This is a genomic window from Mesorhizobium sp. M0800 (assembly GCF_040320095.1).
Lineage (GTDB): Bacteria > Pseudomonadota > Alphaproteobacteria > Rhizobiales > Rhizobiaceae > Mesorhizobium.
Map to the genome: position 1 here is coordinate 75,352 of NZ_JAMYOZ010000018.1, position 14,575 is coordinate 89,926.

Consider the following 14,575-nt stretch of genomic DNA (forward strand, 5'->3'; position numbering starts at 1 on the left):
CAGGGAGGATCTTCATGAAAACCACAACAAAGGCTTTGGCGACATTTGCGGTACTGGCTGCCGGACTGATGAGTGGCGCAGCAAGCGCAGACGACATCAAGATCGGCTACATCAACAAGATGGGAGACCATCCATGGTTTGTCGCCGAAGTCGGCGGCGCCAAGAAAGCGGCTGAGGCGGCAGGGGCCGCGTTCGTGTCGCAGGACGTTCAGTTCGACGCCAATTTGACGATCACGACCTTCGATACGATGGTCGGCGATGGCGTGAAAGGCATCGCCATCGTTGTCCCCGACAAGGCGCTGGGACCGGTCATCGCGGAGAAAGCAAAGGCCGCAAAAATTCCCTTGGTGGCGGTGGACGACGATATCTACTACCAGGATGGCACCCAGGTCCCCTATGTCGGCATGAATGCTTACAATATCGGTGCGCGGGTGGGCGAAGAGCTTGCCAAGCTCTACAAGGCTGAAGGCTGGGCGGGCAAAGAGGTGCGCATCGCCTCGATCGAGGACCGCAAGGCCGATACCTGCATGCAGCGCAACAAGGGCGCGGAAGAAGCGTTCCTGAAGGCGGTGCCCGATTTCAAGCCGGGCAGCATCGTTCGCGTCCCCTACGACAATACGATGGTCAACGCCATCGATGTGATGACCACCACATTGACGGCCAATCCCAGCGTCACGAACTGGATATTCTATTCATGCAACGATGACGGCGTGCTGGGTGGTGCGCGAGCACTGGAGAATGCCGGCTATTCCGCAGACCAGGGCATGGGGATCGGCATCGACGGGAGCCGCGCCTGCGATGCCTTCGGATCCGGAAAGCCCTCGGCGTTCCGTGGTACGATGTGGCTCAATTCGGAAAATCATGGCGCGCTGGCGGTGAAGATTCTCTTGGCCTCCATCAAGGACGGAACGAAGCTTCCCGTTCAATCCTTCACTGACCCGGAATACATCACCGCCGACAATTTTGCGTCGGACTACAAAGCCAAGCTCTGCCACTGAACCAGATATGCGTCATGCGCCGCAGTGCGCATGACGCTCTTTGGGCCGGCAGTTCGTCGGCGGGCACACGGGACCGATCCTCGGGAGGAGCTTTTGATGCAATCGGATTTCTTCTCGCTCGACAGGATATCGAAGTGCTTCGGCGTCGTGCAGGCGCTCGACAATGTCTCGATTGCCTTTCGGCCAGGAGAGGTGCTTGCCCTGGTTGGCGAGAATGGCGCCGGCAAGTCGACAATGATGCGAATTCTCGAGGGCGTGTTCGCACCGGACACCGGCACCGTGCTGCATGGCTCCACGCCGATCGTTTTCAGCGAACCGCGCGACAGCCACAGAGCCGGAATACGCGTCATCCATCAGGAGCCGGAGATCGTTCCGAACCTGACCGTGGCCGAGAACATTTTCGTCGGCGAACTGCCGCGGCTGGCAGGCGTCCTGCTCGACTGGCACAGGCTCGAGGACCAGACTGATAAGGTGCTTGCGACCTTCGGCATGCAGCAGGATATGCTGCCGCGTCAACTCTGCAGCACACTCGGTCCGGCACAGCGCCAGATGATCGAAATCATGCGCGCCATACGTGCCGGCGGCCGGCTGATCGCATTCGATGAGCCGACCTCGTCACTGACCGACGACGAAGCGCGCCGTCTGTTTTCAGTAATTCGCCGGCTGCGCGGCGAGGGCACTTCGATCGTCTACATCTCTCACAGGCTGAACGAGGTCATCGACCTTGCGGATCGCATTGTCGTTTTGCGGGACGGCCGGCTGGTCGATGATTCCCCCGCTGCCGGTGCCAGCGAGCAGACCATAGCCAAGCTCATGGTGGGCCGCGACATAGCCGATCTGTTTACGCGCGAGACGTGGCAATCGGGGCAACCGTTGCTGGAGGTGACGGGCCTGACCACCGACCACGTCACCGATGTGAGCCTCAAGGTCCGCCGTGGCGAGGTGCTCGGCATTGCCGGCCTTATGGGTGCGGGTCGATCCGAACTGGCAAAGGCGATTGTCGGCTATGATAGGCGCGTCGACGGAACCATAACGATGAATGGTGTGCCCGTTGGCCCTAACAGCCCGCATGCAGCGATCGTGTCGGGCATCGGCTTTGCCCCGGAAGACCGCAAGCACGAGGCGCTGCTGTTGTTCCGAAGCATTCTTGATAACGCCTCGCTTTGCGTGCCCGACAGAACGTCGACCTTCGGCTTCTTCAACCGGCGCAAGGCACTGGAGATCGTCTCACCGCTTGCAGCAAAGATGTCGATCAAGGCGCCCAACCTCGACGAACAGGTTTCGAAATTATCGGGTGGCAACCAACAGAAGGTCGTTCTCGCGCGCTGGCTTGCGCGGCAGCCGATGCTTCTCATCCTCGACGAGCCGACCCGCGGCATCGACATCGGCGCCAAGGCGGAAATCTATCGCCTGATCGACGAACTCGCCGCCAGCGGCATCAGCATAATCCTGATTTCCTCGGAAATGCCGGAACTGATCGGGCTGGCCGACAGGGTGCTTGTTATGGCTGGAGGCCGGATCACGGCCGAACTTTCCCGCCCTGACATCGACGAGGCCACGATCCTCAGACATGCCATGCCTCAATCTGCAGCATCGCTTGGAGGACAAATTCAGTGAACAGCCTTGAGCTCAGGACAGCAACAACGCAAACCGGCAAAAGGCGCGCTTCCTTGCGCATCGCAGAGCGCATCGGCATTCACAACATAAGCCTTCTTGTTGCTCTCGCCATTCTCGTGCTCATTTTCGGCACCCTGAGAGGCGACGTGTTCTTCTCCAGCCGAAACCTGCTGAACATCGGTCTAGGCATTACCATCCTGGGCGTTCTGGCGATGAGCCAGACCGTGGTTATTGTCGCCGGAGGGCTCGATATTGCCGTCGGCGCAATTGTCGGTCTGACCACAGTATCGACGGCAATGGCCATCCAGGCCACCGGATCACCCGCCGCGGGCATTCTTGCCGGCCTGGTCCTGGGCGGTCTTGCCGGCCTCGTGAACGGCATCATCATCACCTATGGGCGGGTCAACGCTGTCATCGCGACTCTCGGTACGATGGCGATCTTCCGCGGCATCGCGTTCATCATGTCCGATGGGCAATCGATCGCGATTTTCAGCGACACTTTCCGCTTCATCGGGATCGGACGAATCCTCGGCCTGCCTCTGCTGATCTGGATTCTCTTGCTGACCGCGATCGTGTTCCATCTCTTCCTTGCCCGCTCGATCGTTGGCCGCAACATCTATGCCCTGGGCGGCAATCCCGTTGTCGCACGCTTCTCCGGCATCAACATCAACCGCTACCGCGTCGGCATCTACATCATGAGTGGAGTGGCGGCCGGATTGGCCGGGATTCTGTTGGCTGCCCGTACCGGCTCCGGGCAGCCCGTATCCGGATCCCAAGGCCTGGAACTCGAGGCCATCACAGCGGCCGTTCTTGGTGGCTGCGCCTTGCAGGGCGGCAAGGGCACGATCGTCGGCGCACTGCTGGGCGTCGCCATCATTGGCGTCCTCAACAACGGAATGATACTGACGTCCGTGCCAACCTTCTATCAGTTGCTTGCCAAGGGCTCGCTGCTGATACTTGCTGTGGTAATTGCCGAGTACCACTTGAACAGGACATGATGATGGACGCGGCGATCGCTTCGACTGGCCAAGGCAAGCAGGACATTCCTGCCGCAGATGGCACCACGTCATCGCTCAAGGATCGCATCGCACGCGATCTCGGACAGCGCATCCTCGCCGGCTCCTACGCCCAGCACTCCGTCCTGCCGACGGAAGCCGAGCTTTGCGTTATCTACGGGGCGAGCCGCACCGCGCTTCGCGATGCTCTTCTGACGCTTTCGGCGAAAGGATTGATCGAGGCGCGCAAGCGGGCCGGGACGCGTGTGCGCGTGTCGAGCGAATGGAACAGGCTGGATGCACAGGTTCTGGAATGGATGCGCGATATCGAGCCCGATCTCGATTTCGTCCGCGGATTGATCGAGGCGCGGCTGGTCATTGAACCCGCTGCCGCCCAACTTGCGGCCAAGATGGCGACGTCAGGCGATCTCGCAGTCATCGAAGCGGCCTATGAAGCCATGCGCATTGCTCCGCAGGACGATCTCGCTGCGTGTCTCGATGCCGACGTCAGGTTTCATACCGCGATCCTGCGTGCCAGCCGCAACCCGGTGTTCGCCAATCTCGGCAATATGCTTGCGGCCGCCCTCAGCTTCTCCTTCCGCTTGACCACATCGGCCACCGCCAATTACCAGCAGACGCTGAGCGCGCATGGCGACGTGCTGGAGGCAATCAGGATGCGCAGGGCCGACGATGCACACGATCAGATGAAGGCGCTCATCGGGATCGCGTCGAACGACCTTCTTGCAGTGGCTCGCAAAGGCCGCCATCAACAGCCGATCGCCGCTGCCAAGGCCGATACCGTCTGAAGCGGATGGTCGGGACGATCAAGATCAGAAGCGGAGACCTGTCTGCTGAAATCGTCCCGTCGCTTGGGGCAGGCCTTGCGAGGTTCGATTATGGGCGCGTGCCGCTCTTCAGGCCTTGGCCAAACGGCGGGAGCAGCAAACCGTTCGACCTTGCCTGCAACCTGCTTTTGCCATGGTCAAATCGCATCTCGGGCGGCGGGTTCACATTCGACTCCAAATTCCACGAACTGCCTGCCAATGTTGCAGGCGAGCCCTTTCCCATTCACGGCAATGGATTTTCGAGCGAGTGGGACGTCGACAGCGTGACGCAGGACAAAGCGAAGCTGTCGCTCATCAGCAACGGACCCGGCCCATATCGATATCGCGCCGAGGTGAGCTACGCGCTGGCCGGGCAGGGGCTCGAGCTGAAGCTTCGCATCGTCAATCAGGCGCCGGTCAGGCTCCCGTTCGGGCTTGGCATCCATCCATGGTTCCCGAGAACGGCACGAACCACGCTTCATGCGCCGGCCTCGCAGGTTTGTCTCGAACTGCCCAGCCATCTCCCTGAACGGTTTGTCGATATCAAAACTCGTCCCGATTGGGATTTCGGCGCCCCGGCCGTATTGCCGAACGGATGGATAAACAATCTGTTTGCCGGTTGGGACGCCGTCGCTACCATATCGTGGCCGGAGCACAGTTGCAGCCTGCGGATTGAAGCTTCATCGTCCTTGAACTTCTACCTGGTCTATTCGCCATCGGACGAGAGCGACTTCTTCTGTTTTGAACCGGTCAGTCATCCTGTCGATGCTCACAATCGTGGTTCGATCGACAAATGGAATGGACTGTCGGTGCTTGGGCCCGGCGAGAGCCTGGCAGCCCGTTGCAGCTTTGCCGTCAGTTAGGCGGACCTCTGCGGCGCCCTCGAATTGGCGAATGTCGGCCAGCATGTCCGGTGAGAACGAAGCCGGCTTTTCGTCCAAACGGAGCTTGGGAAGAGGGAACTCCGGCGACCGGGAACCCGTGAGCCAGTTCGACGTTTGCCGGATGTCGCTGCGCAGCTCGTCTGCTTGACGGCCCACCAAATGTGCCTGGCAGGATTGGATCAATGACGGATGTTGAACCAAAAGAATTCGTGCTCGCAGGCATCGTCATGAAGCGACTGGTCTCCGGCGAACAGACGGGAGGCTTGTTGAGTCTCTTCGAAAACAGAAGCGACGGGCACACGAAAACGCCAATCCATGTTCATGCGAATGACGACGAGACGGTCTACGTCATCGAAGGGCATTTGACCGCAATTGTGGACGGTGTGGTCCGAACGCTCTCGCCCGGCGAGAGCACGTTTTTGAAGCGGGGCATCCCGCACCAGCTTATGAATCCCGGCAATCAGCTCGTTCGCTATATCCTGATAGACACGCCAAGTGTGTTCGAGCAGTTTCTCGCCGAAGGTGGCCATGAACGCAGCAAGGGAGAGGTGGTCGGGCCGCCGACGCCTGCCGATATCGAGCGGCTCAAAGCAGCCGCGCCGAAGTTTGGGATTACGCTTCTGCAGGACTGGCCGGCAAGAGAGTAGATGGCTTCGTGATGGCGGCTTGGATCGCCGCTAAAGCCGGCCCTTGCCCGAGGAACCGGTATTGGCTAGCCGCCGGCAATCCAATCCGAGAGGCTGCGGGCAAAACTTCGCGGCACGATGAGTTCGCACGCGGTCTCGCCGGTGCGCAGGAAGAGCACGGGCACGTGATGGAAGGATGTTTGCACGGCGCGGCCCGGAGCGGCGGTCGGCGCGTGCCAGTCGACGGCAATGCAGCCGGACAGAAGCCTTGCGATACCAGGGCCGGCCATTTTCAAACGAACACGACCTTCCCAGAGGGGCACGGAACAGCCGAGATCGGGGTCGACGACCAGGGCTGTCGCTTCTGTGCCTTCGTCGAGAGCCAGCCAAAGGCGGCGAGGTGCAACGCGGATGGTTAAAAAGCCCTTGTGGCGAACCGTCTCTCCGACCGAAGCGGGAAGTTTCGTGTTGAGCGACGCCGAGACGCTCTTTTCGAATTGTCTCAGTGTCGCGTCCCAGCCCTCGATCTGGATAAGCGGACAATCCGCCACGGACAGGCTGAAATCCCGAGAAGAGGTCAAGCTAGCCATGCAGCCGTTCTCCCTGCGGATCGATGAATACCGGCGAGACAACGCGGGCGCGAACCGTTTCGGCCTTCATCGGATAGACCGCCACGACCTCGCTTCCTTCTGCCGCGACATCACCGGCAAGCAGGGCCAACCCGACATAATGGCCGCGTTCGGGGCTGAAAGTGACGGAGGTGACACGACCGCGCCCATGGCCATGGGGTTTCTCATCCGGCAGGAACAGGATGGCGCCGCCGCGAAGGCGTTTTCCCTCTTCGATGCATTCCAGCCCGACCAGACGCTGCCGGTTGGGCGCCCGGAGGGCAGGGCGCCGTCGCAGGACGTCGCCGACGAAGCCGCTGCGCTTGCCGGCCATGCGGCCGAGGCCGAGATCGTCGAGCGTCGTGCGCCCATCGATCTCCGGTCCGGCGACATGGCCCTTTTCGACCCGCAGCGCGCCAAGCGCCTCGACACCGTAAGGCTTCAGGTCGAAGGGTCTGCCGGCTTCGAGCAAGCGGCTCCAGAGCTGTTCACCGGCAGTGGCGCCGACATAGACTTCGTAAGCGCGCTCGCCGGAATAACTGAGACGCAGGATGCGGAGCGCACGGCCCTCCCATTCGCTTTCGAGTAGTCCCATATGCGAAAGCGCCTCCTCGGAAACGTCGAGAGCGGGAAACGCTGCATTCAGGATCGCGCGGCTGTTAGGCCCAGCAACCGACATCGCCGCCCATTCATCGCTGACCGAGGTAACGGCCACGCGCAAATCCGGCCAGGCCGTGTCGAGCAGGAATTCGAGACGCGACAGCACATCGGCGGCCTTGGTGGTCGAAGTGGTCATGAAGAACCGGTTTTCCGCTAGCCGCGTCGTGGTGCCGTCGTCGAAGACGATGCCGTCGTCGCGCAGCATGACGCCGTAGCGGGCGCGGCCTATCGCCAGTTTGGCAAAGCCGTTGGCATAGACGCGGTCGAGGAAGATTGCCGCATCCGGGCCCTGGACATCGATCTTGCCGAGCGTGGAGATGTCCATTAGGCCCGCCGCCTGACGTACGGTCCGCATTTCGGCGACGTAGGCCTCGTTCACGTTACGCCCCGACTGCCGGTAGAAATAGGGCCGCATCCAGAGCCCGACCTCGAGCATCTCGGCGCCGTTCGCCATGTGCCAGTCGTGCATCGGCGTGCGGCGGATCGGCTTGAAATGATGGCCGATGGCGCGCCCGGCAAGCGCGCCGATCGCCACGGGCGTATAGGGCGGCCGAAAGGTCGTGGCGCCGGTCTCGGGGATTGTTGCCTTGCGCAGGGCGGCCATCGCGGCAAGTGCGGCAAAATTGCTGGTCTTGCCCTGGTCGGTGCCCATGCCGAGCGTGGTGTAGCGCTTCAGGTGCTCGACCGATTCATAGCCCTCACGATGGGCGAGCTCGATATCCCCGGTCGTCACGTCCATCTGGAAATCGACGAAGGCCTTTCCACGTCCAACGGAAGGGATCTCGCGAAGTGAACTCGTGGCGGTCTCGTCGAGATCGAGTTTCGACGGAGCGGGCACCGGCGCCGACTTGCCGCAGGAGGCTGCGGCCTCGCTACCGGCGCGATGACCGTCGTCGATGGCATCGGCCGTCGCATAGGTTCCCATCATCGCGCCGGCGCCGAACCGGCCGGCCGGAAACGAACCCGGCACGAAGCCGTCGATGTCGTCGCGGTAGGTGGGCTTGCTCCCCAGGTGCGAGGTGAGATGTACAGTTGGCGACCAGCCGCCGGAGATGCAGACCAGGTCACAGGCGGCCGAGGACTGGCCCTCCGGCCCGTTGAGCGTTACTTGCCTGACGGCATGGCCGCCGTGCAGGTCGACGATGCGCGTTGCGGCCCGCACCACCACACCGAGCCGTGCGGCTTCCGCGGCAAGTGCTGCGGGCGGGACGGCGCGCAGATCGGCAACCGTCACCTCCGCGCCGGCTGCGGCATAGTCGAAGGCGGTGCGCCAGGCACCGTCATTGGTGGTGGCGACAATGATTTTCTTGCCCGGCAGGACGGCGAAACGGTTGAGATAGGTCCGGGCGGCCGAGGCAAGCATCACGCCGGGCCGGTCATTATTCGAGAACACGATCGGCCGCTCGATGGCGCCGGTGGCGAAAACAATCGAGCGGGCGCGCAGCATGGTGACCGTTTGCCGGGCCTCGCCGGCCGGCTTCGGATCGATTGGATCGCGCTGTTTGACCAGTCCAAGGACATTGCCGTCATAGCTGCCGAAAGCGGTCGTCCGCTTCATCAGCGCGACGGTTTCGAAGCCCTCCAACTCGGCCTCGGCCTGCCTCAACCATCCAGCCGCTGCGCTGTCGGACGGTTCCGCCAGAAGCTGGCCGCCAAGCAGGAAATCCTGCTCGATCAGCGCAACCCGCGCGCCGGCCGCGGCGGCTGCCCGCGCCGCCGACAATCCCGCCGGGCCGCCGCCGACGATGGCGACATCGGCAAAGGCATGATGAACCTCGTAGCGGTCGGGATCAGGGCCGGTGCCGGCTCTGCCCAGACCGGCGGCCTTGCGGATAAAGTGCTCGTAGAACATCCAGGCGCGGCGCGTCGGGCCCATGAAGGTCTTGTAGTAGAAGCCGGCGGACAGAAACGGCGCCAACAGCCCATTGACGCTTTGTACGTCGAAGGCAAGCGATGGCCAGCGGTTCTGGCTCTCCACGACCATGCCGTCGGCGAGTTCCAGTGTCGTCGCCGGCAGGTTCGGCTCGCGCCTGCCGGCGCTCCCGAGCGTAACCAGCGCATTCGGCTCTTCGGGCCCAGCGGAAAAAATGCCGCGCGGGCGATGATATTTGAAGCTGCGCCCGACCAGGGTAACGCCGTTGGCGAGCAGCGCAGAGGCAAGCGTGTCGCCGCGATACCCAATCAGCTTGCGGCCGTCGAAGGTAAACTCGACCGGCTGCTCGCGGTCGATCCGGCCACCCTCCGACAGCCGTTTGCGGTTCGAACTCATGCCGGGGATTTCCTTAGAGTTGATTTCCTGTCCCGCAATTTTCTGGCGAAGTCGACGGAGGCGACGGCATGGTTGCGTGTGTCGCGGTCGACCACCAGCCATTGGCGGCAGCCGGTCACGTGCTGCCAGAATTCGCGGTGCGGGCCGGCCGGGTTTGTCCTGATATAGACGTAGCGGTACCAGGCCTCCGGATCGGGATCGTCATGGGCCGGACGCGTGACCGAGGCATCGCCGCCATAGCGGAACTCGTCATGGTCGCGCGGGCCGCAGCAGGGGCATTCGATGCGCAGCATTTTGTCCCGCCTCCTATTGCAGCCAGGCCGAAGGGCCGACGCCGGCTTCATCGAGCGTGTGGCCGGTGCGGAAACGATCGAGCCCGTAGGCAGCGACCAAGGGATGCGGCTTGCCGTTGGCGATCGTGTGGGCAAAGCACCAGCCGGAAGCCGGCGTTGCCTTGAAACCGCCATAGCACCAGCCGCCGTTGAGATAGAGGCCGTCGATCGGCGTCGGGCAGATGATCGGGCTGGCATCGGGAGTCATGTCCATGACGCCGCCCCAGTGGCGCAGCAGGCGGACGCGCGAAATGCACGGCATCAGCGCAATCGCCGCCTCGGCCACCTCGCGCACGACCCCGAGATTGCCGCGCTGGGCGTATGAATTGTAGCCGTCGAGATTGCCGCCGAAGACCAACCCGCCCTTGTCGGACTGGCTGACGTAGAAATGGTCGGCGCCATAGGCGACGACGTGATCGACCAGCGGCTTCAGCGGCTCGGTGACGAAAGCTTGCAGCACATGGCTTTCGATCGGCAGTTCAAGCCCGGCCTTGGCGCCGAGCACGGATGTATGACCGGCAACAGCGAGGCCGACCTTGCCGGCGCCGATCCGGCCTTTCGTCGTTTCGACGCCGACGATACTGTCGCCGTCGCGGACAAAGCCTGTCACTTCGCAGTTCTGGATGATGTCGACGCCATGGCCGTCGGCGGCGCGCGCATACCCCCAGGCGACGGCGTCGTGGCGCGCCGTGCCCGCCCGGCCCTGGAAGATGGCGCCATGGATCGGGAAGCGGGCGGTGTCGGAAAAGTCGAGATAAGGCACCAGCCGGCGCACCTCTTCGCGGTCGAGGATATCGGCATCGATGCCGTTCAGCCGCATGACATTGGCGCGGTGGCTGAAGCCGTCGAGCTGATCGGCCGAATGCGCGGTGACGAGCTGGCCGCGCTGCGAGAACATGACGTTGAAATTCAGCGCCCGCGACATGCCCTCCCAAAGCTTCATCGAGAATTCGTAGAACTGGGTGTTGCCGTCGAGCAGGTAGTTGGAGCGGATGACGGTAGTGTTGCGGCCGACATTGCCGCCGCCGACATAGCCCTTTTCGAGCACCGCGACGTTGCGGATGCCGTGGTTCTCGGCAAGGTAGAAGGCGGTGGCGAGGCCGTGTCCACCGCCGCCGATGACGATCACGTCATAGGACGGTTTTGGCTCCGCCGCCCGCCAGGCGCGCTGCCAATTCTTCTGGCCGGACAGCGCGTTGCGGAAAATCGAGAGTGCCGAGTATCGCGCCATGCGTGCGGGCCTATCGAACGATCGGGCCGGCCGGCGTGCGGGTGAGCACTTCAGCGCCCGCATCGGTCAAAAGCACCGTGTTGGAGACGAAGTCATCGCCGCGACCGGTTCCCATCAGCCATGACAGGATGTGGAAGCTCATCCCGGTCTCGATCTCCAGGTCGGAATCGTGCCTCAAGCCGGTCACCGAATTGCCGCCGGTCCATGACGGCGGCTGGCCGGCGCCGACAAGGTAACCGCAGTGATGGCGGCGATAGTGGGAAAGGCCGGCCTCGTCGGCGACGGCCTGCCAGGCGGCGTAGACATCGCGCGCCTTGGCGCCCGGCCGCAGCGCCTCGACGACCGCGTTGAAGGCCTTGGCGGTCACCTCCGCCATTGCGGCGTCTTCGTCGCTGATGCGGCCGATGCGAACGAGCCGGCCGAGCGGGGCGTGGTAGCGCGAGATGCACCCGGACAGTTCGACAAAGACCGGCTCGCCCTTGCGGTAGATCCCGTCGCCCCAGGTCGTGTGCTCTTCACCCAAGCGCGCGGCCGGGCGTATGAACGGTCCAAAGCCCGGCGCATGACCGCCGGCGCGGATCATTGCCGCAACACATTGGGCGGCGACCTCCTGTTCGGAAGCGCCATCGGAGATCACGGCGATCGCGGCACCGGCGGCGGCGTCCGTCACCTTTGCGGCGCGCCGCATCAGCACCTGTTCCTCGGCGCTCTTCACCCGTCGCATCTTGTCGATCAGACCGGACACGTCGCTCCACTTGGCATCGGCTTGCGTCTGGAGCGCCACGGCAAGCCCATGGCTAAGGCCGGCCGTCCAGTATTCGAGGCCGATCCGCTTGCCCGACAGGCCGAGCTCCGCAAGCACCCGCGCGGCAAGATCGGCCGCCGTTTCGCTGTCGGAGTGGCCACGGAATTCCGCTGCCTTCACCTGCTTCCCGATCGTTACCTTTTCCATCGCGCGGGTGACCAGGACGGGTCTTTCCTGGAGCGGAACGATCAGCAGGTGAGGGGCAAAATACCCCCAGTGATCGAGCCCGGTGAGATAGAAGACGTTCTCCGGCGAGGCGAAGACCGCCGCGTCGAGCTCGCGCTCGGCCAGTGCAGTACGGATCTTGGCAAGGCGGCCGGCGATTTCGGCTTCGGAAAACGGATTGCGGTCCATCGGCGTCCTCGTGCTTGTTGCCGGCTTGCTGGCGGGCATGGTCTTTTCGGCAGCCGGTTTCCCGGCCGCCATGTCAGTCGATGACGATGAGTTCGCGCGCCACGTCGCAGAGGCGTTCGCCGCCGCGTTCCGTGACGACGAACGATTCCGAGATGGCGATGCCGAAATCGTCGAGCCAGACGCCGGCCATGAAATGGAAGCACATCCCAGGCTGCATCTCGGTAGTATCGCCGGGACGAAGGCTTGCGGTGCGTTCACCCCAATCGGGCGGGTATGCGAGCCCGACCGGATAGCCGACGCGGCTTTCCTTCTTCAGCCCGTTCTTCCTCAACACTGCCTGCCAGGCGGCTTCCACCTCCTCGGCGGTGTAGCCGGGGCGCGCCTTCTCGAGGCCAGCGTCGACGCCCTCGACGATCGCCTTGGCCACGTCGAGGATGGCTTGCGGCGGCTTTCCGAAATGTACCGTCCGGGTCAGCGCCGCATGATAGCGGCGGCGCACGCCGGCGATCTCCAGAATGGCGAGGCCGCTGTCCGGCAGCGGCGCGTCGGACCACGTCAGATGCGGCGTGCTGGTGCCCTCGCCAACAGGCATCAGCGGACAGATCGCGGCATAGTCGCCGCCCGCTCCGGGCACGCCCATGATCTGTGCGTGATAGATTTCGGCAATGACATGGTTCTGCGGCACGCCAGGCCGCATTTTCTCGATGGCGCGGTTCATGGCATGCGTGCAGATCGCACCCGCCTCGCGGATCAGCACCAGCTCGGCCTCGGATTTGACCAGCCGCGCCCAGTTGACGAGATCGTGGTTGTTGGCGAAGTGCGCGTCGGGCAGCCCTTGGATCAGATGGGCGTGGCAGCGCGCCGTATAATAATGCGCGTCCATCTCGACGCCGATGCGGGCTTTTCCCCAACCACGCGACCGGATCAGTTGGGCGAGTTCGTCATAAGGGTGTTCGACGGGCTGTTGCACCAACCGTTCCGAGAACGGCACGATGTTTTTCTCGGGCAGGCCGGTGGTCAGGCGTGCGCTCTTGGCATCCTGTGCCCTGCCGAACCAGATCGGCCGGTCTTCCTCCAGATGGACGAGCACGCACTGCGGAACGTAGAACGACCATCCATCATAGCCGGTCAGCCAGCACATGTTGGCGGGATCCTGACAAACGATGAGATCGAAGCCGGCTTTTTGCATGCGTGTCTTCACGCCGGCGAGGCGCTGCCCATACTCCGCCTGCGTGAATGTCCCGAAGCCGTTCGCGGTCGCCACCGAAATCCTGCCTTCCAGGTACGCCGTTTGCCTTTTGTAAATGGCAACTAGGCCAAATTGTGCACAACTCGACGTCAATTTGCTGGCTAACTGCGAATTATCGCCGAATTTTCATGGCTTCTATATCTCTGCTTGCGAAATGTCTAGGGCAGTTGTATACGTCTGATCTAGCAGGCGTCGACCTCGAAGAAGGCCGCGCCCTGGGAACCATCCACAGTTGTCCAATGGGAGAAAAGCATGCTCAAATCATCGATATCGCGCCGTATGGTCGTGAAGGCGGCTGCCTGCATCGCACTCGCCGCGACGTCATTGACGTCGTTGTCCGCTCACGCGGAAACCACCCTCGAACGGGCCAAGAAGGACGGCTACATCCGCGTCGGTTTCGCCAACGAGGCGCCGTTCGGTTACGCCACGCCAGATGGCAAGCTGACCGGCGAGGCCCCTGAAGTCGCCAAGGCGGTGCTCGCCAAGATGGGCATACCGCAGGTCGACGGTGTTTTGACCGAATTCGGCTCGCTCATTCCGGGTCTCAAGGCCGGCCGCTTCGACATCATCGCCGCCGGCATGTTCATCACTCCGAAGCGCTGCGCCGAGATCAACTACTCCGAGCCGTCCTACGGCATCGGCGAGGCTATGCTGGTGGCAAAAGGCAATCCGAAAGGCATCAAGGATTTTTCCAGCATCAAGGACAATCCGGATCTCAAGCTTGCCGTGATGGCCGGCGCTGTCGAAGGCGGCTTCGCCAAGGACGCGGGCGTTGCCGGCGGGCAGATCGTCTCCTTGCCCGACCAGTCAAGCCTGGTCGCCGCTGTCCAGTCGGGCCGCGCCGATGCAGCCGCGCTGACCGCTCTTTCGATCGCCGACATGGCCAAGAAAGCCGACGGCGTCGAATCGACCAAGCCCTTCGGCGAGGTCGCCGGCAAATCGGTAAAAGGTCATGGCGGCTTCGGCTTCCGCAAGGAAGACACCGACCTGCAGGAGGCTTTCAACGCCGAGCTGAAGAAGTTCCTCGGTTCGCCGGAGCATATCGCGCTGGTCGAGCCACTCGGCTTCGGCAAGGATTATCTCCCCAACAAGACCACCGCAGAGCTCTGCGCTGGCAAATAGG

General features: G+C 62.8%; 13 protein-coding genes. 7 read left to right on the plus strand and 6 right to left on the minus strand.

The features are described 5' to 3' along the window. The first annotated feature begins 14 nt into the window (after positions 1 to 14). The 6 genes from NKI18_RS20730 (at position 15) to NKI18_RS20755 (ending at position 5,965) form a co-directional block, all read left to right on the plus strand. A complete protein-coding gene (locus tag NKI18_RS20730; RefSeq protein ID WP_023674245.1) occupies positions 15 to 998 on the plus strand; it encodes a substrate-binding domain-containing protein in 984 nt (327 codons plus the stop codon). Positions 999 to 1,094: 96 nt separating this feature from the next. Beyond that, entirely contained in the window at positions 1,095 to 2,615 is a 1,521-nt protein-coding gene (locus tag NKI18_RS20735; protein WP_352619292.1) for a sugar ABC transporter ATP-binding protein, read from the plus strand. A 53-nt stretch (positions 2,616 to 2,668) separates the two neighbouring features. Then, complete coding sequence (locus NKI18_RS20740; protein ID WP_352592539.1) at positions 2,669 to 3,613, plus strand: ABC transporter permease; 945 nt, start codon at positions 2,669 to 2,671, stop codon at positions 3,611 to 3,613. A 2-nt stretch (positions 3,614 to 3,615) separates the two neighbouring features. Then, positions 3,616 to 4,416 carry a FadR/GntR family transcriptional regulator gene (locus NKI18_RS20745; protein WP_245274602.1) on the plus strand — a complete coding sequence of 267 codons (801 nt, stop codon included), beginning with the start codon at positions 3,616 to 3,618 and terminating at the stop codon, positions 4,414 to 4,416. 5 nt (positions 4,417 to 4,421) lie between these two features. Beyond that, entirely contained in the window at positions 4,422 to 5,297 is an 876-nt protein-coding gene (locus NKI18_RS20750) for an aldose 1-epimerase (RefSeq protein ID WP_352619293.1), read from the plus strand. A gap of 203 nt (positions 5,298 to 5,500) precedes the next feature. Next, positions 5,501 to 5,965: a cupin domain-containing protein gene (locus NKI18_RS20755; protein WP_352619294.1), complete on the plus strand. Its 465-nt coding sequence runs from the start codon at positions 5,501 to 5,503 to the stop codon at positions 5,963 to 5,965. A 65-nt stretch (positions 5,966 to 6,030) separates the two neighbouring features. Here NKI18_RS20755 and NKI18_RS20760 read toward each other — a convergent pair whose 3' ends face one another. The 6 genes from NKI18_RS20760 to NKI18_RS20785 all read right to left on the minus strand — a co-directional run bounded on the left by NKI18_RS20760 (position 6,031) and on the right by NKI18_RS20785 (position 13,467). Continuing rightward, a complete protein-coding gene (locus NKI18_RS20760; RefSeq protein WP_352619295.1) occupies positions 6,031 to 6,534 on the minus strand; it encodes a sarcosine oxidase subunit gamma family protein in 504 nt (167 codons plus the stop codon). Continuing rightward, positions 6,527 to 9,481 carry a sarcosine oxidase subunit alpha family protein gene (locus NKI18_RS20765; protein ID WP_352619296.1) on the minus strand — a complete coding sequence of 985 codons (2,955 nt, stop codon included), beginning with the start codon at positions 9,479 to 9,481 and terminating at the stop codon, positions 6,527 to 6,529. Before NKI18_RS20765 ends, NKI18_RS20760 begins: the two co-directional genes overlap by 8 nt. Then, a complete protein-coding gene (locus tag NKI18_RS20770; protein WP_353020346.1) occupies positions 9,478 to 9,774 on the minus strand; it encodes a sarcosine oxidase subunit delta in 297 nt (98 codons plus the stop codon). The genes NKI18_RS20765 and NKI18_RS20770 overlap by 4 nt, the downstream gene beginning before the upstream one ends. A 13-nt stretch (positions 9,775 to 9,787) precedes the next feature. Next, on the minus strand, positions 9,788 to 11,044 hold the full coding sequence (locus NKI18_RS20775) for a sarcosine oxidase subunit beta family protein (protein WP_352619298.1): 1,257 nt from the start codon (positions 11,042 to 11,044) through the stop codon (positions 9,788 to 9,790). A 10-nt stretch (positions 11,045 to 11,054) separates the two neighbouring features. Next, positions 11,055 to 12,203 (minus strand): M24 family metallopeptidase, encoded by a 1,149-nt coding sequence (locus NKI18_RS20780; protein ID WP_352619299.1) that lies wholly within the window; start codon positions 12,201 to 12,203, stop codon positions 11,055 to 11,057. A 73-nt stretch (positions 12,204 to 12,276) separates the two neighbouring features. Continuing rightward, positions 12,277 to 13,467, minus strand: a complete 1,191-nt coding sequence (locus NKI18_RS20785; RefSeq protein WP_352619300.1) for a M24 family metallopeptidase — start codon at positions 13,465 to 13,467, stop codon at positions 12,277 to 12,279. 237 nt (positions 13,468 to 13,704) lie between these two features. Between NKI18_RS20785 and ehuB the strand changes: the two genes are divergently transcribed. After that, a complete protein-coding gene (gene ehuB / locus NKI18_RS20790) occupies positions 13,705 to 14,574 on the plus strand; it encodes an ectoine/hydroxyectoine ABC transporter substrate-binding protein EhuB (RefSeq protein WP_352619301.1) in 870 nt (289 codons plus the stop codon). Position 14,575 lies beyond the last annotated feature (1 nt).

Excerpts from the sequence above, each read along its gene's own strand:
- NKI18_RS20760 (WP_352619295.1), bottom strand. The coding sequence starts at position 6,534 with ATGGCTAGCTTGACCTCTTCTCGGGATTTCAGCCTGTCCGTGGCGGAT.
- NKI18_RS20770 (WP_353020346.1), bottom strand. The coding sequence starts at position 9,774 with ATGCTGCGCATCGAATGCCCCTGCTGCGGCCCGCGCGACCATGACGAG.
- NKI18_RS20745 (WP_245274602.1), top strand. The coding sequence starts at position 3,616 with ATGGACGCGGCGATCGCTTCGACTGGCCAAGGCAAGCAGGACATTCCT.
- NKI18_RS20780 (WP_352619299.1), bottom strand. The coding sequence starts at position 12,203 with ATGGACCGCAATCCGTTTTCCGAAGCCGAAATCGCCGGCCGCCTTGCC.
- NKI18_RS20735 (WP_352619292.1), top strand. The coding sequence starts at position 1,095 with ATGCAATCGGATTTCTTCTCGCTCGACAGGATATCGAAGTGCTTCGGC.
- NKI18_RS20765 (WP_352619296.1), bottom strand. The coding sequence starts at position 9,481 with ATGAGTTCGAACCGCAAACGGCTGTCGGAGGGTGGCCGGATCGACCGC.
- NKI18_RS20750 (WP_352619293.1), top strand. The coding sequence starts at position 4,422 with ATGGTCGGGACGATCAAGATCAGAAGCGGAGACCTGTCTGCTGAAATC.
- ehuB (WP_352619301.1), top strand. The coding sequence starts at position 13,705 with ATGCTCAAATCATCGATATCGCGCCGTATGGTCGTGAAGGCGGCTGCC.
- NKI18_RS20730 (WP_023674245.1), top strand. The coding sequence starts at position 15 with ATGAAAACCACAACAAAGGCTTTGGCGACATTTGCGGTACTGGCTGCC.
- NKI18_RS20755 (WP_352619294.1), top strand. The coding sequence starts at position 5,501 with ATGACGGATGTTGAACCAAAAGAATTCGTGCTCGCAGGCATCGTCATG.
- NKI18_RS20775 (WP_352619298.1), bottom strand. The coding sequence starts at position 11,044 with ATGGCGCGATACTCGGCACTCTCGATTTTCCGCAACGCGCTGTCCGGC.